The organism is Pseudomonas danubii, from assembly GCF_042980055.1.
Lineage (GTDB): Bacteria > Pseudomonadota > Gammaproteobacteria > Pseudomonadales > Pseudomonadaceae > Aquipseudomonas > Aquipseudomonas danubii.
Genome location: NZ_CP116502.1, coordinates 4420777 through 4445744, shown reverse-complemented (window position 1 = coordinate 4445744; position 24968 = coordinate 4420777). Strand labels below are relative to the sequence as shown.

Sequence of the window (24968 nt, the reverse complement as noted above, 5' to 3'; positions counted from 1 at the left end):
CCTGAAGACTTTTTAGCCGCAATCGCTGCAAAAATCCTGTACAAAATCAAATTTTATGTACAACTATTACTCATGGATTTTGACAGTGCGAGCAGGGAGTCAGGCTCGCTGCCACGTCAATCGGTGGGTAAAACACAATGAGCACTAACTTGAACATGCAGTCCCTGGGTGCGGGCTATCGTGCTCTGGTGATTGGCGCCAGCGGCGCGCTGGGCTCGGCCTTTTGCCAGTGGCTCGAAGAGGACCCGCGCTGCGCCGGGGTGCGCGCCCTGTCCCGCGGCACGCTTCCCGCGCTCGACCTTGAACAGCCCGACAGCATTGCCCGGGCCGCCGCCGAATTGGCGGATGAGGCGCCCTACCAGCTGATTGTGCATGCCGCCGGTCTGCTGCATCGCGCCGACATCAAACCGGAAAAAACCTACGCCGCCCTTGAAGACCAGGCGCTCAAGGCAGTGTTCCAGGTCAATGCCGTGGGCCCGGCCCTGGTCCTGCGGCACTTTCTGCCCTTGCTGGCGCCCCAGGGCGCGATGGCGCTGCTGTCGGCCAAGGTCGGCAGCATCAGCGACAACCGCCTGGGCGGCTGGTACGCCTATCGCGCCTCCAAGGCCGCGCTGAACATGCTGGTTAAAACCGCGGCCATCGAACTGGCGCGAACCCGGCCCGGGGCCCGTCTGCTCAGCCTGCATCCCGGCACGGTGGTGTCACAGCTGTCGCAACCGTTTCGCGGCTCCACGGCGGCGCGGCCGGCCAGCGTGGCGGCCTGGGAGCTGCTGACGCTGATCGACCGCCTGAGTGCGGCCGACAGCGGCCAGTTCTTTGCCTACGACGGCGAGCGTCTGCCGTGGTAGCCGCCGGCGCTGGCGGCCGACTGGGGCTGGTGCTGGGCGACCAGTTGTCGTTCGACCTGGAGTTGCTCAAGGTCCTGGACCCGGTCCACGACACACTGCTGATGGCCGAAGTCGACAGCGAAGCGCGGTATGTCCGGCATCATCCACAGAAAATCCTGCTGATCTTCAGCGCCATGCGCCACTTTGCCGAGCGCCTGCGCGAGCAAGGCTGGCGGGTGATCTACGTCAAGCTGGACGATCCTGACAACAGCGGCAGCCTTCCTGGCGAGTTGCGGCGCTGGCAGACGGCCCTCGGTGCGGCTCAATTGCATGTCACCGAGTGCGGAGAATGGCGACTGGAACAGGCCCTGCGCGATGCCGGCCTGCCCCTGACTGTTCATGTGGATCGGCGGTTCCTGTGTTCGCGCGAAGCGTTCCGCGATTGGGCGGCCGGACGGACGTCGTTGCGCATGGAGTATTTCTACCGCGAGATGCGCAGGCAAAGCGGCCTGCTGCTGGAGCCCGATGGCCGCCCCTGCGGTGGCACCTGGAACCTCGACGCCGACAACCGCAAGGCCCTGCCCCGGGGCTTGCGCGGGCCCTTTGCGGCGCGCTTCGGCCACGACGCCATTACCCGTGAGGTACTCCAACTGGTGGGCCAGCGCTTCAGCGATCACTACGGTGACCTGGCGCGCTTCGACTATCCGGTGACCCACGAGCAGGCGCAGGAGCTGTGGCAGCACTTCCTCGACTTTTCCCTGGCCGCGTTCGGCGATTACCAGGACGCCATGGCCGAGGGCGAGCCCTTTCTGTTTCATGCGCGGATCAGCGCCGCACTGAATATCGGCCTGCTGGATGTGCGCCAGCTCTGCGCCGATGTCGAGCGTGCCTACCGCGAGAACCGGGTGGCGTTGAATGCCGCGGAGGGTTTCATCCGCCAACTGATCGGCTGGCGTGAATATGTACGCGGCATCTACTGGCTGCGCATGCCGGAATACGCCGAGCTCAACGGCCTGGGCAATACCCGGGCCCTGCCGGAGTTCTACTGGAGCGGCGCCACCGACATGCGCTGCATGTCCCAGGCCATCGGCCAGACCCTGGAACTGGGTTACGCCCACCATATCCAGCGGCTGATGGTCACCGGCAATTTTGCCCTGCTGGCCGGCATCGCCCCCAAGGCCATCTGCGACTGGTACCTGGCGGTCTACCTGGATGCCTTCGACTGGGTCGAACTGCCCAATACCCTGGGCATGGTGATGCACGCCGACGGCGGCTACCTGGGCTCCAAGCCCTATTGCGCCAGCGGTCGCTATATCCAGCGGATGTCCGACTACTGCGGCGGCTGCCGTTACCGGGTGGACCAGGCCACCGGCAGCGATGCCTGCCCGTTCAACGCCCTGTACTGGCATTTCCTGATCCGCCACCAGGAGCAACTGGGCGCCAATCCGCGCCTGGCGCTGACCTATCGCAACCTGCAGCGCATGGACGCCCCGCGCCGGGAAGCCATCTGGCAACGGGGCGAGGAGTTGCTGGCGCGCCTGGACGCTGGAGAGCCCCTGTGAAGAAATCCGACCTGCCGCGCAAGGACTGCGCCGCCTGCGGCCGGCCCTTCACCTGGCGCAAACGCTGGGCGCGTTGCTGGGATGAGGTGCGCTGGTGTTCCGAACGCTGTCGCCGCAGCGCCCGCGCCAGGAAGCCATGAGCCCCGGCGAGTTACAGGCAGTCTTGTGCGGTCTTTTCGAAATGGGACGGGGCAAAGCTGGAGGCCAGCAAATGCCGCTCATAGAGGAATACCTTGCCGCCGTTGGGCGCCTTGTAGGCTTCCAGCACGTTGTCCGCCGCGACCTTGCTGGTGACCACGATCCGGTAGCCGCGCTGTGATTGCGAAACGGTAGCGGTCTGGTCGCTGCTCTGCAGCTTGGGCATCACGCAATCGGCGTATTGGGCGGGGGTTTTGCGGGTCTGCATGACCAGGCTCGGGTTGTTCGGCGCAGAGGCGCAGCCGGCCAGCACAACAGCGGCAGAAGTCATGGCAAACAGGGGTAAAAGGCGCATCGGACACATCCTGGAATCAAGAACGCGGGTACAGGGCGCCACGGGTTGAACCCTGCGGGCGCTATCGAGGGCGGCGATTTTCCACGGTTGACGCGTCCGACAAAATAGCTGTTTTTTGATTGTCACTATCACTTGAACCAATAGTTGCCCTGCGGGCAGACTGCCCGGCAGTCCAACTACAACTAAAAGGGATTCTTGCGTGCGAACTTTTGACCTTATCCGCGATGCCGTCCTGCCCGAATTTCGCGAGCGGGTGGCCGACTACCTGATCGAGTATGAAAGCGTATTGCGTGACAACAGCGCAGAACCGCAGGCATTGCAGGCGGTTGCCTACCAACTGCGCGGCTATTTGCGCGGCCTGAACACCACTCGGGTGCTGGGAATGGCGGACTGGGAAGAGCTGGATCGGCGGGTGGTGGCGACCTGGCTGAGCCCGGCCGCCGGTGAAACCCTCGAATAACCCGGCTTCTCAGGGTGCCGACGGCGCCCCCTTGCTGGCGGCGAGGTAGGCGGACAAACGCTTGCCCATTTCCTCTCCCAGGGCCTGCAACCCACTCATGGGCCGCACCATGACCTCGAATTCGACAATCTTGCCGCCCTCGTCAAAGCGGATCATGTCGATGCCCTTGACCTGTTTGTCGCCGACCCGGGCGCTGAACTCCAGCACCACGTTCAGGCCATCGGCGGTGGCCAGCTCGCGGTGATAGGCAAACTCCTCGAAGACATTGAGCACCGTGCCAAGGATGGTCGCCACGACCTGAGCTCCCGGGTAGGCGGTATGGGCCATGGGCGAACGAAACACCACCTTGGGGTCCAGCAGTCCGGGCAAGTCGTGCAGATCTTGCCCGGCGACCATGGCGTGCCAGCGTTGCAAGGATACGGCGGCCTGGGGTTGCAGTTTCAGTTCTGACATAGGGGGCTTCCTTAAGCGGTCTTGTTGTTGTGGCGCCCAGGCTACGAGCCAATCTTAGCGCCGTCAAGATTATGGCCCATGATAAGATTTCGGCGTTTTTTTTTGCCTTTCAGTCGAAGCCATTCGGGGCCTTCCAAACATGACCAAGCACTCCTCGCGCTCACGGGATTCCTACCACGTGGGCAATCTGGCACCGCAACTGCTCGATGCGGCCCGGGACATGCTTGAGGAAGTCGGCCCGACCAAGCTGTCGCTGCGCGCGGTGTCCGAACGGGTCGGGGTCAGTGCCACGGCGGCCTATCACCATTACGCCAATCGCGCGGAGCTCATCGGCCACTTGGCCGCTCAAGGCTTTCACGAGTTGGCCCAGGTGTTGCCCCGGGACAGTACCCAGAGCGGCCTGCAAAAATTGCGCGATGCCTGCCTGGCCTACTTCAGTTTTGCCCGCGCCAACCCGGCGCTTTACCAGCTGATGTTCGGCCCCGAGTTCGCCACTGGCGAGATGCCGCCCCTCTTACTCAATGCCCGCAACCAAGCCTTTGGCGAGCTGCGACGGATCATTGCCGAGATCCTCGAACTGGACATCGAACACCCCGAGGTCCGTCGGGCCGCCCTCGCCGGCTGGTCCTATACCCATGGCCTGGCGTCGCTGGTGATCCATGGCGTCCTGCACTTTCCCGCCGGCACCTCGGACCAGCGCTTCGTCGACAACACCCTGCAAGGCTTCCTGCAACTGTTCCAGGCCGGTAGCCGGGAATGAAGAAGACCATCGCCCGCTGCCTGTTCCGTGCGCCGGCGGATCGCCAGCCAGGGTCGGCAACGCCCACTGCCGGCGTGCATATACTGATCCCCCGCTGGGATGCCAGGCTTGGCGATTCGATCGTCTCCTCGCTCTTCTTTAGCGAGGTGCGCAAGCTCAATGCCCGGGCCGCCGTGCTGACGGTGCCGGACCTTGGGCCTGGGTTATCTCCAAGTGCTCCTGGACCAGGGGTGCGATGCGATCGATTGCCGGTACATAGTCCCGCTTCTCGAGCACGTCCAGCAGCGCGCCAAGGCTGTCGCTGAAGCATTGCCCCCAGGATCCTGGGGCGAGGCTGTGCTGGTCCGTTGATATCCATGGCTGTCGTACTGCAACTTGATGGACGCAGAATTTCTGCAGCAGTGGCCAATGGATCTCAAACATGGAGCCTTTACGCTCCATTTGACAATAGATATGGAGTGCAGACACTCCATCACCGAAAACATGAACTCTGGCGCCAATCTGCGGGCGCACTGCACGCTAGCCAAGTGCTTTTATCCCACTGCGGCAAACCCCCTATACTTGCCACTTTTTCGCTGCCCCCGACCTCTTATCGCAAAGGACTACGATGCTTCCTGCTGATATCCGGAAAAAAGTTGCCTCGCTCTGGGACCTGGTTTCCGGTGCCGGGCTGGCCTCCTCGCCCTACGTGGCACTGGAACAGATTGCCTGCCTGATATTTCTCAAGCGCCTGGATGGCATGGCCGCTGAGCCGGATGAGGATGGGTTGCCGTCGATCTTCCAGTTGCTCATGCCTGATGATGAGAACTCGTTCGACGAGCGCCCTTCGTTCTGGAACACCCTGCTGCAACACGAGGATCCTGGCAGCTACCTGAATGACCGATTGTTTCCGTGGCTGCGGGAACTGGAGTTGCTGATCATCGTCGGCCAACCATCCCTGGCCAGGCGCTTGAGCTTGAACGGCATGCTGCGCGACGCCTACTTTCAACTTGATCCGAGCAAAAGCCAGGCACTCAGACTTCTGATCAAAGCTATCGATCAGCTGTTCCCTTATCACGGACGCCAGAACAAGGGCCGGTTTTCATCCGGCGAAGTGTTCGAGTATCTGTTCACCGAAGCCTCGGCCAGCAGCAGGATTGGCCCATTGGTCACCGCACGGCATATCACCCAGTTCATGGTGGCGCTGCTGGATCCAAAACGCGGACAGCGTATCGTCGACCCCGCAGCCGGTACCGGTGGTTTTCTCATCAGCGCCCTGCACTACATGCTGGCCGATGCCCCCGGGCCGATAGCCCGGAATAAACGTCTAGACACTATTGGCGAAGGCCTGGTGGGTGTGGACCTCAGTCACGCCCTGGCACGGATTGGCTGGGTGAACCTGCTGCTGCACGGCATCGAACTGCCGCAGTTCATGCAGGGCAACAGCCTGGTCATGACTGACTTCCAGGGGCCTGCACAGCCTTTACTCAGCGAAAGCTTCAGCTTTGTGCTCTGTGACCTGCCCTTTGGTGGCCGCATCGATCCGGAGGAAGCCGCAGGTACCCAGTACTTGCCGAGCTACACCCGGGAGGATCAGGTCAATCATTCCGACAAGATTGACCTGCTGTTTGTCTGGCGTGCACTGAGCCTGTTGAAGGTCGGAGGCAGAGCGGCGCTGATCATTCCCCAGAGCCTGCTGTACGGCAGCTCGAAAGCCGAGGTTGAACTGCGCCGCGAGCTGCTGTCCCGGCATCACGTGGAGGCGGTGATCCTGTTGCCGGGAGAGATTTTCAATCCCTATACCGGCATCGAGGCCGCGGTCCTGGTGGTGCGCAAGGTCACGGGGCTCCATGACGCATCGACTTCCTTCAGCAAGGAACCGAAGACCGATGCGGTCTGGTTCTATGAGGTCACCCAGGATGGTTACTCGATGGACCACAAGCGCGATGAGCTGCCCGCTGGCGCGGATAACGACTTGTTCGATGCACTGGTGCATTTCAGACAGCGTCAAAAGGGTGAACATGTATGGGATGCCGGCAAGGAGCGGTATTTCCGGCCGGACACTTGGCAGGACGCCAGTTGGGCGTCCCTCAATGCGATCCCCGAGCGCGAAGCGACCCAGCTCAAGCAGTGGCTGGTTCCGGTACGTAGCTGGCTGCAAAAGCCAGCATGGCGATCGGTCAATAACCAGATCCACGGCTCTCACGATGAGCAGGGGCAGGTCCGCTCCGCCTATGTGGAAGTGATGCAGCCCAGACTCTATATCAATGACAAGTTGCGCTCGAACCTTCTGGCCCCAGACTGCATCGAAGGCAACGGTTGGAGCCTGGACCTGGACGATTACAAAGTCATCGAGCAACCAAAGCCCACGGAGGAACGTTCGGCCCTGGAACTGATCGATGAGCTGGAGGCCATAGAAGTCGATGTCCTCGAGCGCCTGCGCCAGTTGCGCAAGCTGATTGGAGAGGTGCTATGAGCTTTCCTCCCTCCTGGAGGGAGGTCGGGCTGCTGGACATTTGCGAACTCAACCCTCGTGCGCTGCGTCCGGCCCCTGAAGTGCTGGTGAGCTTCTACCCCAATTCGGCACTCGGCGATCTGGACGGACAGAGTCCGACCGCCAATATCCGCCCCTATGGCGAAACATCTTCACAAGGCGCGCTGTTTCAGGAGGGGGATGTACTGATCGCCACCCGTGGGCGGGATGTCATGCAAGCCAGGATCATGTCGGGGCTGACCACCGAATTCGGTGTTGCCCAACACTTTCTCGCCTTGCGTCCGGACCCTCAGGTGCTTCCGGCTTTTTTGCTGCATTTCATCCAGCAGCCCTGGCTCAAGCAGGCCGCTCTGGATACCAACCGGGGAACTCAAAGCCAGCTGAGCATTCCCCTGAGCTTCTTCCGCAATCTGAGAATGCATCTGCCGCCCCTCGATGAGCAGGCCTACCTTGTCGACCTCTTGCAGCAAGCCTCGTTGAGGCCTTACGAGGAAGCGCTGCATAAAGCCGCTCATCTGTCCGATGCCCTGGCATTGGAGCTGCTGGTTTCCGGGGCCAAGGCCCAGTCCTGGCCACGGGTCACCATGTCGTCCATTTGCAAGTTCAGGCCGCCCAGACGCAGCCCCAGCGAGAGCAGAAGGCCGGCAAGAGTCCGGCTCTTCACCCCCGAAAGCATTGATCGGGCAACCGGGCAGGTGCAGCCCGCCAAGGTCAAGTTCGAGACGCTGAGAAAGTCCTGCATCGAAGTCCAGGCCAACGATGTGCTGTTCACACTGGCCGAGGGTTTTGGCGAAAGTGGCAGCGCCTTCGTTGTCCCCAAGGAGAAATCAGCCACGCCTTTCGCGTCGAGTGCTTTCCAGGTGCTGCGGCCAAACAACAAGGTCCTCCCGGAGTACCTAGCCTGCTTCATGGGGCTGTCCTGGCTCGGTAAACAGGTACAAAGCATCAGTGATCGCGGAATGGTCTCCCGATCACTCTTCGAGCGCATGGAACTGGCACTCCCGCCCTTGGCGCAGCAGCGGGTCATTGTCGACCTGTTGAACAAGGTCCCACGCCAGCAGTTGCACGATGCCCAGGAAAAGGCCCGGATCCTGGCATCAGCCATGCTGACCGAGGCCTTCTCAGCAAGCCTGTCCCGCAAGTGGCGCAGCCAACGACGGGCGCCGAAAAAAGTGGCCCCGCAGCGAGTCGAGGAAACCCCACGCCCTGGTTCTCGTCAGGCACAAGGCTGGGCGACACCCGCGCAACGCACCGCGCGTGCACGGGTCGCTGCGCAGTTGTCGGTCTTTCAGGCGCGGGTCTGGGAGGCCTTGAGCAGCTTGCCGTTCGCGCTGTTGATCGATGACCAGGATGCCGTCGACGCCTTCTGCCGCCATCCGCTGTTTAACCAGGAAACCCCTATTTCCGAGGTATCCCTGCGCCGCGCCCTGGAGCAGATCACGGCCCTCGGGCTGATCCGCAAAGTCGGCATTCCCGGTGCCGGAGGCCACGGCGATGGACGCTTCATGACCGCCTTCAGGGCCTGTCGACTCAACGCGTCGGGCCACGCCGAGGAAGACAGCCGGGGAAGTGATCTGAAGCGTTTCACTGACAACCGTGCAAGCTCGGACAAGGGGCAATAAATGCGTTTGCGTTATTTGAATCTGAACCTCTATGCGCCCCTGAGCGACCTCAAGGTGAGCTTCGCCCAGGATGCACCCTGGGACGCGTTTATCCAGGACAAGGCAGCGCCCTGCGCCATCCACTTTGTGGTGGGCCTCAACGGCAGCGGCAAGAGCCACCTGCTGCGGGCCATTGCCTCGATCTTTATCGCCCTGGCCGATGGCAAGCTGCCGGGGTTTGCCTTCACCCTGGTCTATGAACTGGGCGCCGCAGCCAGCGGCAACCTGCGCACGGTGATCTTCAAGAGCGTAGGCTCCAATGCGTCCACCAGCCTGTGGCTGGCGCAGGACGCGCCCTTTGCCAAAAGCGCCGACAGTAAGACGTTCGAAGCGGCCATCCAGCGATTGGGCACGGAGCCGACGGACCCGGAGCAACCACTGCCGTTCATTGCCCGGGTCAGGGAAGGCAGCTACCCGCAGGCGGTGACGGACCTGCTGCCACGGGTGCTGGCCTACACCTCCGGCTCCTGGAGGGCCTGGCAGGATATCTGGCGTCCCCCTCTTGATCAGTCGAGCAGTGCTGCGCGCTTCAAGGACGATGAGGATTATCCCTTCGAGCTGGAGCGTCCCGTGGGCTGGACCCACCACGACGAAGCCTCGCTGGATGCCAGCGAACCGCGGCCTCGGGAACCCGCTCCCCTGCCCCACAGCACCGACGATGCCAGCGACCAGCTCAACCGCCCCATCCTGCTCAGCGACGGTCGCCCGGATGCAGCCTTGCTGGCCGTGGTCCTGCAGGACCTGATGCTGCAACGCAAGCCGCAACAGAATGATCGGGGGCTGGCCGGCCTGTTCGAAAAGGCCGGCTGGCATCGATTGGTCAGTGTGCGCTTGCGAGTGGACCTGGAGCGGGCCCTGGCTGCCCCCCGGGCCTTGCAGAGCAAAATGCACGACCTGATGCTGGTGGCCGGCGAGGTGCTGGCCCAACCCGACCCCGCCAATCGCCTGCGGGTGCTGCACTTTGATGTGGGTGCCCCGGTGCCGGCCTTGGGCAATAACCAGTACCTGAACCCGCAACTGCAGCAGGCAACGACTCAGGAACAGGCCCTGGCCCTGATGCTGGGCGAAGCCGGCCAGAGTGCCTTCAGCCGCTTCAACGAACTGTCGCGCTGGCTGGCTGTAGGCCTGATCGACGGCATCGAAATGTCGTTGCGGCGCAACGAAAAGCCCGAGGACGAGTTCGCCAGCGACAGCGGGGTCATGAGCTACGCCGACCTATCCGATGGCGAACAGATGGTGCTGCGGCGCTGGGCGCTGTTCCACCTGCTGGCGGGCCAGCAAGATGCCCTGCTGCTGCTCGACGAGCCGGAAACCCACTTCAACGATGCCTGGAAACGCGAAATCGTCAGCAATATCGAGCTGGCCATGGGCGAGGACGCCAACAGCGTGCTGATCGCCAGCCATTCGGCCATCGTGCTGTCGGATGTGTTCGATGAAGAAATCATCTTTATCAAGAAGGGAGCGGACGGCAGTTCTTCAGCCAATCAGGTCGGTACCCGCACCTTCGCCACCGATCCCGGGGCGCTGATGATGAATCTGTTTCACACGCAAGACAGCATCGGCAGCCGTGCACAGCAGCGTATCGAGGCCTTTCTCAAGCATGTAGAACAGGTACAGGTACCCAATGCCGCGCAAATAATGCAGCTTAGGGCGGTGATCAATCGGCTTGGCACCGGTTTCTATCGCTCCGAACTGCGCGCCCGGCTCAACCACTGGGAGCAGACCGAAGACACTCGCACCCTGAATGCCTTGATCGAGCAGGTGAAATCGGATGAGTTGAAAGCCGATCTGCATGGCTTGATCGACAAGCTCCAGGCCAGCCGCAACGCTCGGGGCGATACCGATGCTTAAACCCATCGAGCCTGTCGACTGCTCCGGCGCCTTGAGGGCATGCCAGAACATGATGCGCGAGTTTGCCCTGTGGTTGTGCCAGCCGACGACCCGGGCAGCACAACTGACGGCTGTCGACTTGCAGGCACTGCCCCTCAGCCCGGAAGAAAGCCGTTGGCTGTGGGGCTTTCTGAACAAGAAACTCAATCGCCACAAGCTTCTGGAGCGGGCCGCCCATCTGGCCGAACTCACTGACGCGCAGAAAGACCGCTTGCGTGACTGGATCAATGCAACCAGCCGGATCGGCCGCTACTTCGAGGCAGCGCCCATCGCTCCGGCAATGCCAGTGGGTTACCCCTTCGCTGGCGCCCCGGGCGCCAAAGCCCACCAAAAAAACCTTCAGGACCTGATGGAGGCGTTCTACAACAAGGGGCTTAAAGACGGCCTGCCCTACCTTGCCGACGGTACCCCGACTGGTGAGCGCAGCTTGCTTCTGAAGTACCAGCACTTTTGCGACAGCTTTCTTGCTCTGCACAAGGGCGACAAGGACCAGGACGCCCGGCATGTCTGTGTGATGTGCGGTGGAGAGTTGCGCAATGTCGAGGTCGACCATTGGATACCCAAGAGCGCCTACCCCTTGCTAGCGGTGTGTGCGGAGAATCTGGTCCCCATCTGCGGCGAGTGCAATGGACCACAGCACAAGGCTGCACATCCCGTGCACAGCAGCGGCTCCTTTGAGGAGTGGTTCCACCCCTACAGGCGTAACCCTGCCGGCACACTCAAGCTGGAGTTCAACGTCGAGAAGCTCAGTGTCATGCTCAGTAGCACGCGTGCCGCCGACGTGCAACGGGTCCGCAACCTGAACAGGCTCCTGCACCTGGAAGATCGCTGGACCCGAGAGCTCAAGGGCGAGAACCGCAAGCTGTACAAATCCATCCTGACCCGGCAGCGAAAAAACGATGCCCCAACGCCGCTCCAAAGCATCTATCAACAGGTGAAGGACTGGACCGACGGGCTCAGTGAAACCGAACCCAACTATGAAGTACACCAGGCATTGGCCAAGGCCCTGTGTGACCCTCGGCGAATTGCCGCCTGGAAGCGTGACCTGGACGACGCATGGGATGAGGACCGGAAAAAGACCCTCACAACTTGAACTTCAATCGGCACCCACTCATCCTTGCGAACCGTTTTCCCTCGAACAAGAGACCCCCATGGCCAACCCAGACCTCATCTTCACCCCCGACCCGGACGCGGACTCCATCTCCTCCGACGTCGCCGCGTTCAACGGCATCCTGGTTTCCACCCAGATCCCGACCCGCGCCGACGGTAGCCTGGAACTGGGGGACATCACCCTGCAGAGCGAATGCACCCTGCAGGCGCTGAAAGTCGCCCTGGAACGGGCCGGCAGTTCCATGGACCGGGTCATGCACCTGACCATCTACCTCACCGACATGGCCGACCGCGCCGCGTTCAACGAGGTCTACCAACGTTTCTTCGCCAAGCCCTGGCCGGTGCGCGCCGCCGTTGGCGTGGCCGCTCTGGCGGTGGAAGGCATGCGCGTGGAAGTCACCGCGATGGCCGCCAAGGCCTGACGCCGCGGGTTTATTCGCGGCTGCGCGCAATGCGTGGCCGCCACCGGGCAGCATACGGGTGCCGGGCACGCGTTTCGCCGCTACAATGCGCGCCTTGATCCTGATAAGCCTGACTAAAAAAACATGTCCTTGCCCAAACATCACCTGGAACTGCTCAGCCCTGCCCGCGATGTGGCCATCGCCCGCGAAGCCATCCTGCATGGCGCCGATGCGGTGTACATCGGTGGCCCGAGCTTCGGCGCCCGTCACAACGCCAGCAACGAGGTGGGCGAGATCGCCCAGTTGGTGGAGTTCGCCCGCCGCTATCACGCCCGGGTGTTCACCACCCTCAACACCATCCTCCACGACAACGAACTGGAGCCGGCGCGCAAGCTGATCCATCAGTTGTACGACGCGGGTGTCGATGCGTTGATCGTCCAGGACCTGGGGGTGATGGAGCTGGATATTCCGCCCATCGAGCTGCATGCCAGCACCCAGACCGATATCCGCACCCTGGAGCGGGCCAGGTTCCTCGACCAGGCCGGTTTCTCCCAACTGGTGCTGGCCCGTGAACTGAACCTCAAGGAAATCAGCGCCATCGCCGCCGAAACCGACGCGGCCATCGAGTTTTTCATTCACGGTGCCTTGTGCGTGGCCTTTTCCGGCCAGTGCAATATCTCCCACGCCCAGACCGGCCGCAGCGCCAACCGCGGCGACTGCTCCCAGGCCTGCCGCCTGCCCTACACCCTGAAAGACGAGCACGGCGGCGTGATCGCCTACGAGAAGCACCTGCTGTCGATGAAGGACAACAACCAGAGCGCCAACATCCGCGCCCTGGTGGAAGCCGGCGTGCGTTCGTTCAAGATCGAGGGGCGTTACAAGGACATGGCCTATGTGAAGAACATCACGGCCTACTACCGTCAGCGCCTGGACGACGTCCTCGAAGACCGTCCGGACCTGGCCCGCGCCTCCAGCGGCCGCACCGCGCACTTCTTCGTCCCCGATCCGGACAAGACCTTTCACCGTGGCAGCACCGACTACTTCGTCAGCGAGCGCAAGATCGACATCGGCGCCTTCGACTCTCCGACCTTCACCGGCCTGCCAGTGGGCACCGTGGAAAAAGTCGGCAAGCGCGACCTGCAAGTGGTGACCTTCGAGCCGCTGTCCAATGGCGACGGCCTCAACCTGCTGGTCAAGCGTGAGGTGGTGGGTTTTCGCGCCAACATCGCCGAAGCCCGTGGCGAATTCGAAGAAGATGGCGAGAAACGCTACCGCTATCGGGTCGAGCCCAACGAGATGCCCGAAGCCCTGCAGCGCCTGCGGCCCAACCATCCGCTGAGCCGCAACCTCGACCACAACTGGCAGCAGGCCCTGACCCGTACCTCCGCCGAGCGGCGCATTGGCCTGTCCTGGCTGGCCACCCTGCGTGAAGAAAGCCTGCAACTGACCGCCACCAGCGAAGAAGGCATCAGCGCCAGCGTCACCCTGGACGGTCCGTTCGGCGTGGCCAACAAGCTGGAGCAGGCCCTCGGGCAGCTGCAGGACCTGCTGGGGCAACTGGGCACCACCCTCTACCACGCCACGGACATCAAGCTGGATGCGCCCCAGGCGTACTTCATCCCCAATTCCCAGCTCAAGGCCCTGCGCCGGGAAGTCATCGAAGCGCTGGACACGGCCCGCGTCGCGGCTCATCCACGGGGCACGCGCAAGGCCGAAAGCAACCCGCCGCCGGTGTACCCGGAGTCGCACCTGTCGTTCCTGGCCAACGTCTACAACCAGAAGGCCCGCGACTTCTACCACCGCCACGGCGTGCAACTGATCGATGCTGCCTTCGAGGCCCACGAGGAACACGGCGACGTGCCGGTGATGATCACCAAGCACTGCCTGCGTTTCTCTTTCAACCTGTGCCCCAAGCAGGCCAAGGGCGTAACCGGCGTGCGCACCAAGGTGGCACCGATGCAACTGGTGCACGGTGACGAAGTACTGACCTTGAAGTTCGATTGCAAGCCCTGCGAAATGCACGTCGTGGGCAAGATCAAGGGCCACATCCTCGACCTGCCGCTGCCGGGCAGCGCCGCCGCCGAAGCCGTCGTCGGCCACATCAGCCCCGAAGACCTGCTCAAGACCATTCCCCGCGCGCCGCACTGAGTGACGCACCGGCGCAGTCCTAAGGGATTGCGCCGGGTTGTCCAGGCGCCAGTGCCTCACTCAAAACCTGCTCCAGAACCTCGAAGCAGTGTTTGATATGCGCCTGCTTCAAGGCTTGAGGCCGGGTCACCAGATAGATCTCCATCGCTGGAAACGTCATCGACGCAAACAGCTCCACCAGATCGCGCCCCAGAATCCGCGGCATGACCGCAATCCCCATCCCGCGCCGTACCGCCTCGACCTGAGTCGTGAACGAACTCACCCTGATCTGCCGGCCCTCAAGGCCTGCGGCCTTGGCCGCGCGCATCTGCGGCAGGTTGTCCAGGGGTGGAAGCAAGCCGATGGTGGCGGCCGTCGCCGGGGTGATGTCCGGGCACCTGCGCAACAAGTCAGCACTGGCGAACACGCCATACTCAAGCTTGCCCAATGCGCGATAGATCAGCGAAGGCTCACCCTGATGCGCAGTGCGCACCGCGATGTCCGCCACGCCGCGGGCCAGCTTGTGAAACTCGGCGCTCACCTGCAGCTCCACCGAGCAGCCTGGATGAACCGACGTCACCCGATGGGCTGCCTCCAGCACCCAAGGGGCAAAGCCCTCGCCTGCACTGACCAGGATGCTGCCGCGCAGTTCGCTCTGCGACTGCGTGAGGCCCACAGTGCTCTGGCGCCTCAGCCCTTCCTCTGCGGCCAGGGCGACTTCCACCAGTGATTGTCCCCGCGGCGTCAGCCAACAGCCCTCGACACCTCTTTGCAGCAGTGGCTCGCCCAGGGCCGTTTCCAATTGGCTCAAGCGACGGGACACCGTCGAGGCCGCCACCCCCAGCAATTGGCCGGCCTGCAGAAAACTGCCGCGCCGCCAGACCGCCAGCAACAGGCGCAGATCATCCCAATTCGCTTCCAAAGCCCTACTCCCTGCTGGTCGCTTTGCAAATTCGCAAAGCCATTATGCAGGACTCGCTGTTTTTCCGTGGTGCTGGCCAAGGTATATCTAGCGCCCTCCAAACCCATGGAACGGACCGTATGAGCACTGCCCCCGAACACCGCACCCAAGCGAACGCCGATGCCGGCTATCGCCCTGAAATGCATTACACCTTTGTCACCGGGGCCACTGGCCTGCTGGGCAACAATCTGGTCCGGCAACTGCTGGCCCGAGGCTGCCAGGTCAAGGCCCTGGTACGTTCAAGAGCCAAGGGTGAACAGCAGTTCGGTTCGCTGCCAGGGTTGGAACTGGTGGTGGGCGACATGGCCGATGTCGACTGGTTCGCCGCTGCACTGCATGGCTGCGACACGCTGTTTCATACCGCGGCGTTCTTTCGCGACAACTACAAGGGTGGCAGTCACTGGGAACAACTGCAGAAGATCAACGTCCTGGGCACCCAGCGCTTACTGGAGCGGGCCTACAGCGCCGGTATCCGCCGCTTCATCCACACCTCGTCGATTGCCGTGCTCAAGGGCGAGCCCGGCCAACTGATCGACGAGACGTGCCTGCGTGACCCCGCCGATGCGGATGACTACTACCGCAGCAAGATCCTCGCCGATCAAGCAGTGCTGGCGTTCCTCGAGAGCCATCCGCAGATGCATGCCTGCATGGTTCTGCCCGGCTGGATGTGGGGCCCCGGAGACATCGGGCCGACGTCCTCCGGACAATTGCTCAACGACGTGGTGCTTGGCCGCCTGCCCGGCCTGGTTCCAGGCAGTTTCTCAGTGGTCGACGCCCGCGATGTGGCACTGGCGCAGATTGCCGCCGCGCGCCAGGGACGCCGGGGCGAACGCTACCTGGCGGCGGGCCGGCACATGACCATGGCCGAACTGGTACCGCTGCTGGGGCGTGTCGCTGGCGTCAGGACCCCAGTGCGCCCGTTGCCAGTCCCTTTGCTCTATACCTTGGCGGCGGTGCAGGAACTCTATGCCCGCTTGACCGGCAAGCCGGTGTTGCTGAGCCTGGCCACGGTGCGTCTAATGCTTCAGGAATCCGGTCGCAGCCGTTTCGACCCGAGCAAGAGCGAACAGGAACTGGACCTGAGCTTCCGGTCCCTGGAACGCACCATCAGCGATACCCTGGCCTGGTATCAGGACCATGGCTGGCTTCCCAGACAGGCGCCGGCCGCCCATTCCTCGAACCGCACCAAGCAGGACGTAACCAGACCTTGAACAGCACCATCATCCTCATGCGTCACGGTCAACCCGAAGGCATAGCGAACGACAGAATTTCAGCACTCGACATGCAGGGCTGGATCCAGGACTACGATCGCTCGGCAATCACTGCGCACCCGGCCCCACCATCCAGTCTGCAACTGGCCGCCAGCGCCGCCGTGATTGTCTCCAGCAGCGCTCCTCGAGCACTGGCATCGGTGCAGGCCCTGGGGCTGCAACCGACCTTGGTGGACCCACTGTTCTGCGAGGCGCAACTGCCTTATGGACCTTGGCGACAACCACGCCTGTCACCTATTACCTGGGCGGTCATTCTGCGAATCCTGTGGTGCTGCGGTTACTCCAGGCACGTCGAAACCGCCACTGCGGCCCGGAGTCGGGCGGCAGCCGCCGCCCTGCAACTTCAGTCCCTGACCCAGCAGGGCCCCGTGCTGTTGCTCGGCCATGGCTGGATGAATCGGCTGATTGGCAAACAGCTGGCTGGCGCCGGTTGGCGTCGCCAAGAACGCGCCGGCAGCCGCTATTGGAGTGCGACGGTGTATCGGCGTAGCACTGCCTGATCGTTGCGGCGTCATAAGTCCTGACGCTTGATGGCCCAGCGCTCAACCAGCAACACAATCATTGAATTTAACGCTGCATGTTGCGGTCTATAACGCGCCTCTCAAGCCGCAAACAGGTATAGTTGCCGGCTTGCCTGGCGCGTCGCGGGCAGCTCGAGCTGCAGGGCTTTATCAGGACTTAATGGTTGCCGTGTGTTGGTAAGACTTCTATTGATTGCACTACTGCTGGCGGTATCGGCCTGCAGCTCCAATTCCTCCAGCCCTGGCGGCACTGGGCCGCTCAAGGCCGGTGAATACCGGGTCAAGCGTGGCGACACGCTGTATTCGATCGCCAGCCGCAATGGCACCAACTGGAAGGAAGTGGCGCGGCTCAACGGCCTCAAGGCGCCCTACACCGTGGAAGTCGGCCAGGTGCTGCGGGTTGGCGGCGCGACCAGGACCACCCGCGTGGTCAGCAGCAAGTCGCGCAGCACCGCCAGCAAGAGCAAGGTCAAGGCCGCACCGCCCGCCCCGCCGATGCCCAAGGTCACCCTGCAAGGCTGGAGCTGGCCGCTGCGCGGGGTGCTGATCGGCCGTTTCTCCCCCACCGGCAAGCTCAACCAGGGCATCCGCATCGCCACCACTCAGGGCCAGCCCATCCACGCCACCCTGGGCGGCAAAGTGGCGTTCGCCGGCTACATGCGCGGTTACGGCAACCTGATGATCCTCCAGCACGGCCCCTCCTACACCAGCACCTACGCCTACAACAGCCGCTTGGTGGTCAAGGAAGGCCAGATGGTGATCAAGGGCCAGAAGATTGCCGAGGCCGGGTCCCAGGACACCGACCGCGCCCAGTTGTACTTCGAAATCCGCGCCAACGGCGTACCGGTGGACCCATTGCGGTTGTTGCCGCCGGGGTGAGTGCAACAAGCCCCCTGCGCCCGGGGCCAAGGCACGTCAACGAAACCCGGGGCGATGGCCTCTCGCGCTATTGAGCGGAGGCTGCGCGGAGTCAAATGCCTCGCAGTTCGTGCTCGATGTCATTGGGTTCGTCATCCCACCAGGTGGGAGTACCCAGGAACCCCGGGATCGCCACCTGCCGTTCAAGCTGCGACTTTAGTTTATTCAGATGCACCCGTGTCTGTATGGTTGGTTCCAGCTGGCAGAGGGCCTGCCAAGCCAACTGGATATACTCCAGATAGGGCTTGGCCTGCTCTGCACTAGTGGAGGCAGACTCCCAGCGAGTAATAAACGCATCCAGATAGGACAGGGCATTCTTCGCCAGTACCTCCCTGCTGCCCAGGTCCTGAGGGGTCTCGATCAGTTGCTTCAAGGCAGCACATCCCAGCTCTTTGCATGCCTGCGTATACAGGGGGGAGCGCTCTTCTGTCAGTACCCACTTGAGCCGCGCATCATCCAGGATCAGTGCATTCATGACGCCATTGGGTATGGCGAACACATGGATGGCACGGCGTATCAAACGAGGCGCGAGTACCTCTTGCAACGCTGTCACATAGTCCTCGCGCGCACGAGAAAATTCCCAGGAAGGAACACGCAGGGAGCCCTGAAAAGGTTCGGCATCCAGATACAGGCGCTGCGGATCATCGCACCGAGCGGCAATGATCGCCGCCAGTCGCAGCTCGCGCTCACGGAGCGCCCTTTCAGATGCGCTAGCGTCTTTGGCAACGCTTCCAAAAAAGCTCCTGATAAAGCCAATGCACACTTCATAGTCGCCGCGCGCCGTGGACATGGCCCCTTCAATCTCGGTCGAGTAACAGAACTCGATCAATCTCAGGAGCTCTGCGGCGCCGCGCATCGCTCGCTCGAACGCTTCCTGTGAGTAGAAGGCCCCGGCTCTGCCCAACTGCTCGCCATACTGAAAATTCGCCATATTGAGCATGGCATTGGCCACTGCGACCTCACCTTCATCGCTACGACTGGCCGCATCACGAATGAAGTCGTTGAGGGTCTGGACGTCCTGGAATTCACCCCAGGATTTCACCAACCGGGAAAACTCGGGAATGGTGAACTCCACCTCGCGGACCGCCAGGCTCATCTCATAGTGAATGTTTGCCAAAGTCAGTTTGCTTCTGGCACGGCCCAGCTCTTCGATCAATTTCCACAGGCGCTTGTTATTAACTTCATCCTTGGGACATTGCGCGGCATTGAGCGCTGCTTGCTTGTGCTGCTCCTGTTTGGCGTTATTGGCATTGCCGAACACGCTGGCACTAAAGGCCGAGTGGAAACCCAGCAGGTGCTCTTCAACCACCTGGGCCACCTTGGGCTCGGTCTCACGCAAGATGGTCTGCAGGATGATTCCGCGCCAGTCCAGTTGCCCCTCGGCATGTCGATCAGCCGCCGCGCCAAACACCGACAAGCTGCGGCAGATGCGTTTGGCCTGGCGCGGATTGGTGGGAAACCACTCGGCGGTCTGCGCGATGGCCGTGTCAGGCAGGAATGGGCAGCAGTATTTCAGGTTCCTGGCGACCATTCGCTGCACCTGCTTCGGGCTTGGCTCGGGCAGGGTCACCGGTACATCGATGATCTTGTCCAGAAAGTGCTGGGCCGACTCGCCGAAGGCTTCGGAATAGGAGCAAAGTGCCTTGCCCACCACGTCCTTGTCGAAGGCCAGGACAAAGACAAATCCCGGCCAGTCCAGAAGTTCCCGCAGCGTCAACAGGGTCGTCGGGAGCATCCGGGGATCGGCACGGTCGAGGTCGTCGACAAAGACAATGATGCGTCTATCGCCCAGTTGCTTGCGCAGGGCATCCAGGTCGCTTTTTTCCAGTTGCAGTATTTCGCTCAGTTTCTCGAAGACCAACCCTGCCGCGCCGGCGGCCAAGGTTACGATTTCGCTGTAGCTGGCCGACTCGGGCAGTTTGAGGTCAGCGGTTTTATTGGCGGCTTTTCCCAGGATCTCGGCGATCTTTTTCGACTGGCGCTTGGTCCAGTGCTTGAAGGGTTCGCCAACACCTGAACGTTGCAGTGTATCCGCCAGCGCCAGATAGAACTGCACGATGAACTCCTGCTCCCCGGTGGTGCGCCACGCGGGAAGCCGCACTACGATGTCGTCCTTCTCCTCTGCTATGAGCTGCAGAAAATTCAGCACGCTGGTCTTGCCGCTGCCCCACTGACCATAGAGGCCGATCCGCGCCGACCAGCCCAAGGGCGTCGCGGTGATCATGCGATAGACCAGCTTGGCCACCGGCCAGCGGTCCAGAAGGTCGTCGTCGCGTCGGGTCAGCGCCGCGTCGTGCCCGCCCGGGGCGGTAAAAGCCTGTGTGGCTGACATCTGCTTACGTCCTTACTGCTGCGGCTTGATCAGCTCGATGGAAATCATTTTGTGCATGCCACTGAGGGGCACCAGACGCTTGACGTCCATCTGGTAGAAACCGGCCACCGGACTGATGGACGCCGGCATGGCCGGGGTGCAACCGGTCAGGCTGTAGAGGTTCATGTAGTCGGCATTGGGGTCGCCCACGGTGCCCTGGCGCATGGACAGGCTGCAACGCAGACTGCCCTTGAGCCCCGGGCCACCGTCACCCTGGACTTCCAGGCGCAACGGGCAGACACCCATGCGCCGCCCACCCATCCAGGGGTCCTGGGCCTGCGGGCATTCCTGGTCGCCGACGGTGGCCATGACCTGGCCCACCAACTGGCGCAGGTCCTTGTTCTGGTCGGGCCAGACTTCGCCGTTGTCGACCATGCGGTCCTTGATGAACAGGGTGTAGCGCACTGGGAAGCCGACCTTGTTGCTGAGCATGAACGCGCCCTGGGAATAGGCCAGCTTGTCGCCGGCGATGCAACCGGCGCGATCGGTGACGGAGAACTCGGTGGTGTTGAGGTTCTTGATATCGGTGCCGCCGTTGAATCTGATCAGGCACTGGGCTTGCCGGCCATCGCGGCAGTTGTTTTCCACCAGGCGCAACCCCTTGCCGACCACAGCGCTGTCGTCGATGACAAAACCGTTGAAGTTGGTCATGTCGCTGGGCAGCACGCGGTTGACCCGCAAGTCGACGAGAAAATCGCCGTTCTGTGCCAGCGAAGGCTCCAGGTTCATCGAGAAGCGTGCATTGCATTGCTGCTTCAGGGTCACCTTGAAGTTCTGCGCATCCGGCAGGCCACCGATCATGCCGCCCGCACCGATCGGCAGGCCGAGAACGCTGCCCAGGGTGGTCAGAATGCCCGAGATCATGGCCTTGGTCTTGGCATAGGCCTCCAGCTCGTCGTTGGTCATGTCGCTGACTTGGGCTTGGCTGAAGTTGTTCGACTGGTTCCAGTTGAAGCTGGTGGTGGAGCGGATGGTCCCGCTGAGCCGGGCTTCGTCACAGGCCCCACGCTCCTGGCAGAACTTGAGGTTGAAACCCCAGTCCTTGCTGAAGATATCGAGGATGTTGAACATCGGCTTGCTCAAGGCCATCACCAGCATGCCCTGCTGGCGCGCGCCGATCACCACGGGACCGGACTCAAGGCCCTTGGCGGTAGCGTATTTGGGCACGCTTACCGGGTATTTGCGCTCGAAATCCGAAGAATCGACGTGGAATGGCGGCTCAAACGTGATGGGATAGTCGCCTTCGTTCTCGATCACCAGGGTGATGAAATCAGGCTCCGCTGCCTGAGTCTCAAGGCTTAGTACCGCCAATGGCAGGCTAAGCAGGCAGCTTGTCAGCAAAGTCGTTTGGCAACGGGTCCAGAATCCAGTCCTGCGCATCGTCAATCCTTGAACATGGGAGAGGGGGCGCTCACTTTAAATGCTTTATGGCGTATTGCCATCCCCCTTCTCTTGCTCGCTCCGGATCAGCGTCAGGCGCCACCGGCGAATGATAAAACCGTTTAACCGTGCTCCCCGGGCCGCATCGGTCTACATTCAATCACCAGGCTCGCCCTCCTCCTCTGGCCTGAGCCGACTCAACTGCAGCGAGCCCCCCATGCCGCCATTCGAGACACGCCCTATCCAGGTGCAGTACCTCAAAGCCGCCTGCTCAAGTTGCAGCGTTCTGGAATTGTGTTTGCCCCTGGGCCTCAGCCACCAGGAGGTAGAACGCCTGGACACCTTGATCCTGCAACGGGTCAGGGTGAAGAAAGGCCACACGCTGTATCGCGCCGGCGATCCCTTGAGCTCGCTGTACGCGGTGCGCCTGGGGTTCTTCAAGACCAGCGTGCTGTCGGTGGACGGTCGTGAACAGGTCACCGGGTTCCAGATGGCCGGGGAGATTCTCGGGCTGGATGCCATCAGCAGCAACCTGCACGCCTGCAGCGCCTTTGCCCTGGAAGATGGCGAGGTGTGCCCGATTCCCTTTGCCCAGTTGGAACAGCTGTCCCAGGCCCTGCCTTCGCTGCAGCACAACCTGAACAAGATCCTCAGCCGGGAGATCGTGCGTGATCACAGCATGTTGCTGCAGATGGGCAACATGAACGCCGACGAGCGTCTGGCGGCCTTTCTGCTCAATCTGTCGCAACGCCTGAGCCTGCGGGGCTATTCGTCACGGGCCTTTGTCCTGCGCATGCGCCGCGAGGAGATCGGCTCCTACCTGGGCCTGCGCCTGGAAACCATTTGCCGGTGCATCGCTCATCTGCGGGATCAGGGCTTGGTGATCATCGATGGCAAGCAGGTCCAGATCCTCGATCTGGAAGGCCTGAAACAGCGGGTGGCGGGTTGTCATAACGCCGCCAGGGAATAGTCCCCCGCCCCTCAAGGCTGCAACTCCACGCTGTCCCGATATTCCGGCACCGACACCGACCAGCCCAGTTCCAGGCTGATGCGCCGGCGCAAGGTGTCGGCGGCGTTGGCCTCGCCGTGGACCACGTAGGTGTGTTTCGGCGGGCGCTTGAAGCCTCGCAGCCATTGCATGATCTCGTCGGCATCAGCATGGGCCGAGAGGCTCTGCATGGCCGTGACCTCGGCGCGGATCGGCACTTCCCGGCCATGGATACGCACCGACTCGGCGCCAGCGATGATCTGCGCACCACGGGTGCCGCCGGCCTGGAACCCGGGAATCAATAGGCTGTTGGCGGGGTCGGGCGCCAGTACCTTGAGGTGGTACAGCACCCGACCGCCGGTGGCCATGCCGCTGGCGGCGATGATCACCGCCGGGGTCTTGAGCGAGTCCAGGGCCATGGATTCCTGGGTGCTGCGCACGATGTGCGCGACATGGCACATGCCTTCGCACTCTTCCCGGGACAGCCGGTGGTCACTGCGAAAGCGCTGGTACAGATGGGTGGCGTCGGTGGCCATCGGGCTGTTGAGGTAGATGGGCAGGTCGGGAATCGCCTGGCGCTGGCGCAAGCGATACAGGTGATACATCAGTAACTGCGCGCGGCCCACGGCAAAGGACGGCACCAGGGTGATGCCGCCACGCTGGGCGGTGCGGTTGATGACGTCAGCCAGTTGCTGCTCGGGGTCGTCCCGGGAATGCAGGCGATCGCCATAGGTCGACTCCACCAGCAGGTAGTCGGCCTGTTCGATGCTTTGCGGGGCGAACATCACTGGGTCCTGCATGCGTCCCAGGTCGCCGGAGAACACCAGTGCCATGCCTGCGGCATCCACCTGGACCGTGGCGGCGCCAAGAATATGCCCGGCACCGCGCAATTGAATGTGCATCCCCGGCACCACCTCCACTCGGTGCTGCAGTTGCACCGGGTGCAGAAGTTTCAGGGCCTGCTCGGCATCGCGCTCGGTATACAGCGGCAATGCCGGGGAGTGCTTGGAATAGCCATGACGATTGGCATAGGCCGCCTCCTCTTCCTGCAGGCGACCGCTGTCGCGCAGCAGAATCTTCGCCAACTCGCAGGTAGCCGCCGTGGCATACACCGGCCCGCGATAGCCGTTGCGCACCAGCACCGGCAGGTAACCGCTGTGATCAAGGTGAGCATGGGTCAGGACAATGGCATCCAGTTCACGCAGTGGCAGGCCAAAGGCCTCCCAGTTGTGCTGGCGCAGTTGCTTGTAGCCCTGGAACAGCCCGCAGTCCACCAGCACATGCCGGCCCTCGTGCTGCAACAGGTATTTGCTGCCGGTGACAGTGCCGGCGGCACCGAGAAAACTAATGCGCATCGTCATCTCCTGGCCGCCGGGCAGGGCCACGGCTCAAGCCCGATCTCACTCCTGAGGCTCCACCAGCATCAGGCTGCAAGGTGTGTGATACAGCAGTTGCTCGGCGCTGGAGCCGATGAAGCGTTGCAAGCCCCGGCGATGCACACGCCCGAGGACCATCAGGTCGAAATCGTTGTCGGCGGCAAAGCGTGCGATGACCTGATGCGGCACACCCTCCAGGCGATAACAGTGCTCAGGGGCAATGGCGTAGCGCTCGGCCAGGGTCTCGAACGCTTCCTGCTGTGCATCATTCACCGCATCACGCAAGCTGATGTTGGTGTCAGGACTGTAGATCGGCAGGCCGGTGGCGTTCTCAGTGGCCCAATCCACCACATTCAGCAAGTGCACCCGGGCACCGCAGTGTTTGGCCAGGGTCGCGCACATCTCGAGAATGCGTTGATTCAGGCCCTGGGTCAGGTATTCCAGATGGGACAGGTCCAGGGCGGCCAATACCTTCAACGGCAAGGGGTGCCGACAGTCCGTCACCAGGTGCAATGGCTGGCGCAGCTCGCGCAGCAGCAACCAGTCCAGAGGCTGGTAGAAGATGCGCCTGAGGGTTGGCACCGGCTGGGCGTCCTTGACCACCAGGTCCGGGTGGTAGTCGCTCACATAGTCGAGAATCTCCTGCAAGCGAGCCTTGGCCCACAGCACCTCGGTGCTCACCTGCAAACCGTGGGCCCGCTCGAAGCGGGCCTGTTGTTCCAGCCAATGCCGATGCACCTGCAGGTAGCCTTCCCGGGCCTGGGCCATGGCTTGATGATCGAACAGCCCCGCCACCTCCAGCACCTCGACGAAGTCAAAGGCGACGATGTGCAAACTGGCGCCCAAGGCCCGGGCCAACCCGCTTGCGCGATCAAATGCCGGGCTGCGGGACAGGGCCGTAGGTGCAATCAATAGCACGCGTTGCAGTGTGGACATGGGCACCTCCCGGACGGCGCACTGAACAA

General features: G+C 62.3%; 22 protein-coding genes. 15 read left to right on the top strand and 7 right to left on the bottom strand.

The features are described from left to right. The first annotated feature begins 137 nt into the window (after positions 1 to 137). The 3 genes from PFZ56_RS20490 to PFZ56_RS20480 are packed head-to-tail and all read left to right on the top strand — an operon-like array spanning position 138 to position 2529. The gene (locus tag PFZ56_RS20490) at positions 138 to 848 is read left to right on the top strand and encodes an SDR family oxidoreductase (RefSeq protein ID WP_170003009.1); all 711 of its coding nucleotides are present in this window, start codon (positions 138 to 140) and stop codon (positions 846 to 848) included. After that, positions 842 to 2389: a cryptochrome/photolyase family protein gene (locus PFZ56_RS20485; protein WP_170003007.1), complete on the top strand. Its 1548-nt coding sequence runs from the start codon at positions 842 to 844 to the stop codon at positions 2387 to 2389. Before PFZ56_RS20490 ends, PFZ56_RS20485 begins: the two co-directional genes overlap by 7 nt. After that, complete coding sequence (locus PFZ56_RS20480; protein WP_102879383.1) at positions 2386 to 2529, top strand: DUF2256 domain-containing protein; 144 nt, start codon at positions 2386 to 2388, stop codon at positions 2527 to 2529. Before PFZ56_RS20485 ends, PFZ56_RS20480 begins: the two co-directional genes overlap by 4 nt. 11 nt (positions 2530 to 2540) lie before the next feature. On the opposite strand, the gene PFZ56_RS20475 is transcribed toward PFZ56_RS20480, so the two are convergent. Beyond that, on the bottom strand, positions 2541 to 2882 hold the full coding sequence (locus PFZ56_RS20475) for a hypothetical protein (RefSeq protein ID WP_102879384.1): 342 nt from the start codon (positions 2880 to 2882) through the stop codon (positions 2541 to 2543). 199 nt (positions 2883 to 3081) lie between these two features. Between PFZ56_RS20475 and PFZ56_RS20470 the strand changes: the two genes are divergently transcribed. Beyond that, positions 3082 to 3342: a hypothetical protein gene (locus PFZ56_RS20470; protein ID WP_102879385.1), complete on the top strand. Its 261-nt coding sequence runs from the start codon at positions 3082 to 3084 to the stop codon at positions 3340 to 3342. 9 nt (positions 3343 to 3351) lie between these two features. On the opposite strand, the gene PFZ56_RS20465 is transcribed toward PFZ56_RS20470, so the two are convergent. Beyond that, on the bottom strand, positions 3352 to 3795 hold the full coding sequence (locus PFZ56_RS20465; protein WP_110595655.1) for a nuclear transport factor 2 family protein: 444 nt from the start codon (positions 3793 to 3795) through the stop codon (positions 3352 to 3354). 139 nt (positions 3796 to 3934) lie between these two features. Between PFZ56_RS20465 and PFZ56_RS20460 the strand changes: the two genes are divergently transcribed. From PFZ56_RS20460 to PFZ56_RS20430, 7 genes are all read left to right on the top strand, one after another. Next, the gene (locus PFZ56_RS20460) at positions 3935 to 4555 is read left to right on the top strand and encodes a TetR/AcrR family transcriptional regulator (protein WP_110595654.1); all 621 of its coding nucleotides are present in this window, start codon (positions 3935 to 3937) and stop codon (positions 4553 to 4555) included. 607 nt (positions 4556 to 5162) lie between these two features. After that, the gene (locus tag PFZ56_RS20455) at positions 5163 to 7010 is read left to right on the top strand and encodes an N-6 DNA methylase (RefSeq protein WP_170003005.1); all 1848 of its coding nucleotides are present in this window, start codon (positions 5163 to 5165) and stop codon (positions 7008 to 7010) included. After that, positions 7007 to 8650, top strand: coding sequence for a restriction endonuclease subunit S (locus PFZ56_RS20450; protein WP_170003003.1), 1644 nt, complete (start codon positions 7007 to 7009; stop codon positions 8648 to 8650). Before PFZ56_RS20455 ends, PFZ56_RS20450 begins: the two co-directional genes overlap by 4 nt. Next, positions 8651 to 10540 (top strand): AAA family ATPase, encoded by a 1890-nt coding sequence (locus PFZ56_RS20445; protein WP_170003001.1) that lies wholly within the window; start codon positions 8651 to 8653, stop codon positions 10538 to 10540. Then, complete coding sequence (locus PFZ56_RS20440; RefSeq protein WP_170002999.1) at positions 10533 to 11672, top strand: HNH endonuclease; 1140 nt, start codon at positions 10533 to 10535, stop codon at positions 11670 to 11672. Before PFZ56_RS20445 ends, PFZ56_RS20440 begins: the two co-directional genes overlap by 8 nt. A 58-nt stretch (positions 11673 to 11730) precedes the next feature. After that, the gene (locus PFZ56_RS20435; RefSeq protein WP_102865077.1) at positions 11731 to 12111 is read left to right on the top strand and encodes a RidA family protein; all 381 of its coding nucleotides are present in this window, start codon (positions 11731 to 11733) and stop codon (positions 12109 to 12111) included. A gap of 123 nt (positions 12112 to 12234) precedes the next feature. Continuing rightward, entirely contained in the window at positions 12235 to 14238 is a 2004-nt protein-coding gene (locus PFZ56_RS20430; protein ID WP_170002997.1) for a U32 family peptidase, read from the top strand. A gap of 19 nt (positions 14239 to 14257) precedes the next feature. Here the strand turns inward: PFZ56_RS20430 and PFZ56_RS20425 are convergent, their stop codons facing one another. Then, entirely contained in the window at positions 14258 to 15139 is an 882-nt protein-coding gene (locus tag PFZ56_RS20425) for a LysR family transcriptional regulator (RefSeq protein WP_123390915.1), read from the bottom strand. Positions 15140 to 15318: 179 nt separating this feature from the next. Here PFZ56_RS20425 and PFZ56_RS20420 point away from each other — a divergent pair, with 179 nt between their 5' ends. From PFZ56_RS20420 to PFZ56_RS20410, 3 genes are all read left to right on the top strand, one after another. Then, positions 15319 to 16389: an SDR family oxidoreductase gene (locus PFZ56_RS20420; protein ID WP_110595745.1), complete on the top strand. Its 1071-nt coding sequence runs from the start codon at positions 15319 to 15321 to the stop codon at positions 16387 to 16389. A 17-nt stretch (positions 16390 to 16406) separates the two neighbouring features. Then, entirely contained in the window at positions 16407 to 16949 is a 543-nt protein-coding gene (locus PFZ56_RS20415) for a histidine phosphatase family protein (RefSeq protein ID WP_170003033.1), read from the top strand. Positions 16950 to 17141: 192 nt separating this feature from the next. Next, the gene (locus PFZ56_RS20410; protein ID WP_102879395.1) at positions 17142 to 17849 is read left to right on the top strand and encodes a peptidoglycan DD-metalloendopeptidase family protein; all 708 of its coding nucleotides are present in this window, start codon (positions 17142 to 17144) and stop codon (positions 17847 to 17849) included. 91 nt (positions 17850 to 17940) lie between these two features. Here the strand turns inward: PFZ56_RS20410 and PFZ56_RS20405 are convergent, their stop codons facing one another. Further along, entirely contained in the window at positions 17941 to 20220 is a 2280-nt protein-coding gene (locus PFZ56_RS20405) for a P-loop NTPase fold protein (protein WP_170002995.1), read from the bottom strand. A 12-nt stretch (positions 20221 to 20232) separates the two neighbouring features. Continuing rightward, positions 20233 to 21639, bottom strand: a complete 1407-nt coding sequence (locus PFZ56_RS20400; RefSeq protein WP_170002993.1) for a hypothetical protein — start codon at positions 21637 to 21639, stop codon at positions 20233 to 20235. Positions 21640 to 21856: 217 nt separating this feature from the next. Between PFZ56_RS20400 and fnr the strand changes: the two genes are divergently transcribed. Then, positions 21857 to 22609, top strand: coding sequence for a fumarate/nitrate reduction transcriptional regulator Fnr (gene fnr / locus PFZ56_RS20395; RefSeq protein WP_170002991.1), 753 nt, complete (start codon positions 21857 to 21859; stop codon positions 22607 to 22609). A gap of 11 nt (positions 22610 to 22620) precedes the next feature. On the opposite strand, the gene PFZ56_RS20390 is transcribed toward fnr, so the two are convergent. Beyond that, on the bottom strand, positions 22621 to 23982 hold the full coding sequence (locus PFZ56_RS20390; protein WP_170002989.1) for an MBL fold metallo-hydrolase RNA specificity domain-containing protein: 1362 nt from the start codon (positions 23980 to 23982) through the stop codon (positions 22621 to 22623). A 45-nt stretch (positions 23983 to 24027) separates the two neighbouring features. Further along, entirely contained in the window at positions 24028 to 24939 is a 912-nt protein-coding gene (locus PFZ56_RS20385) for a universal stress protein (protein WP_170002987.1), read from the bottom strand. Positions 24940 to 24968: the final 29 nt, after the last annotated feature.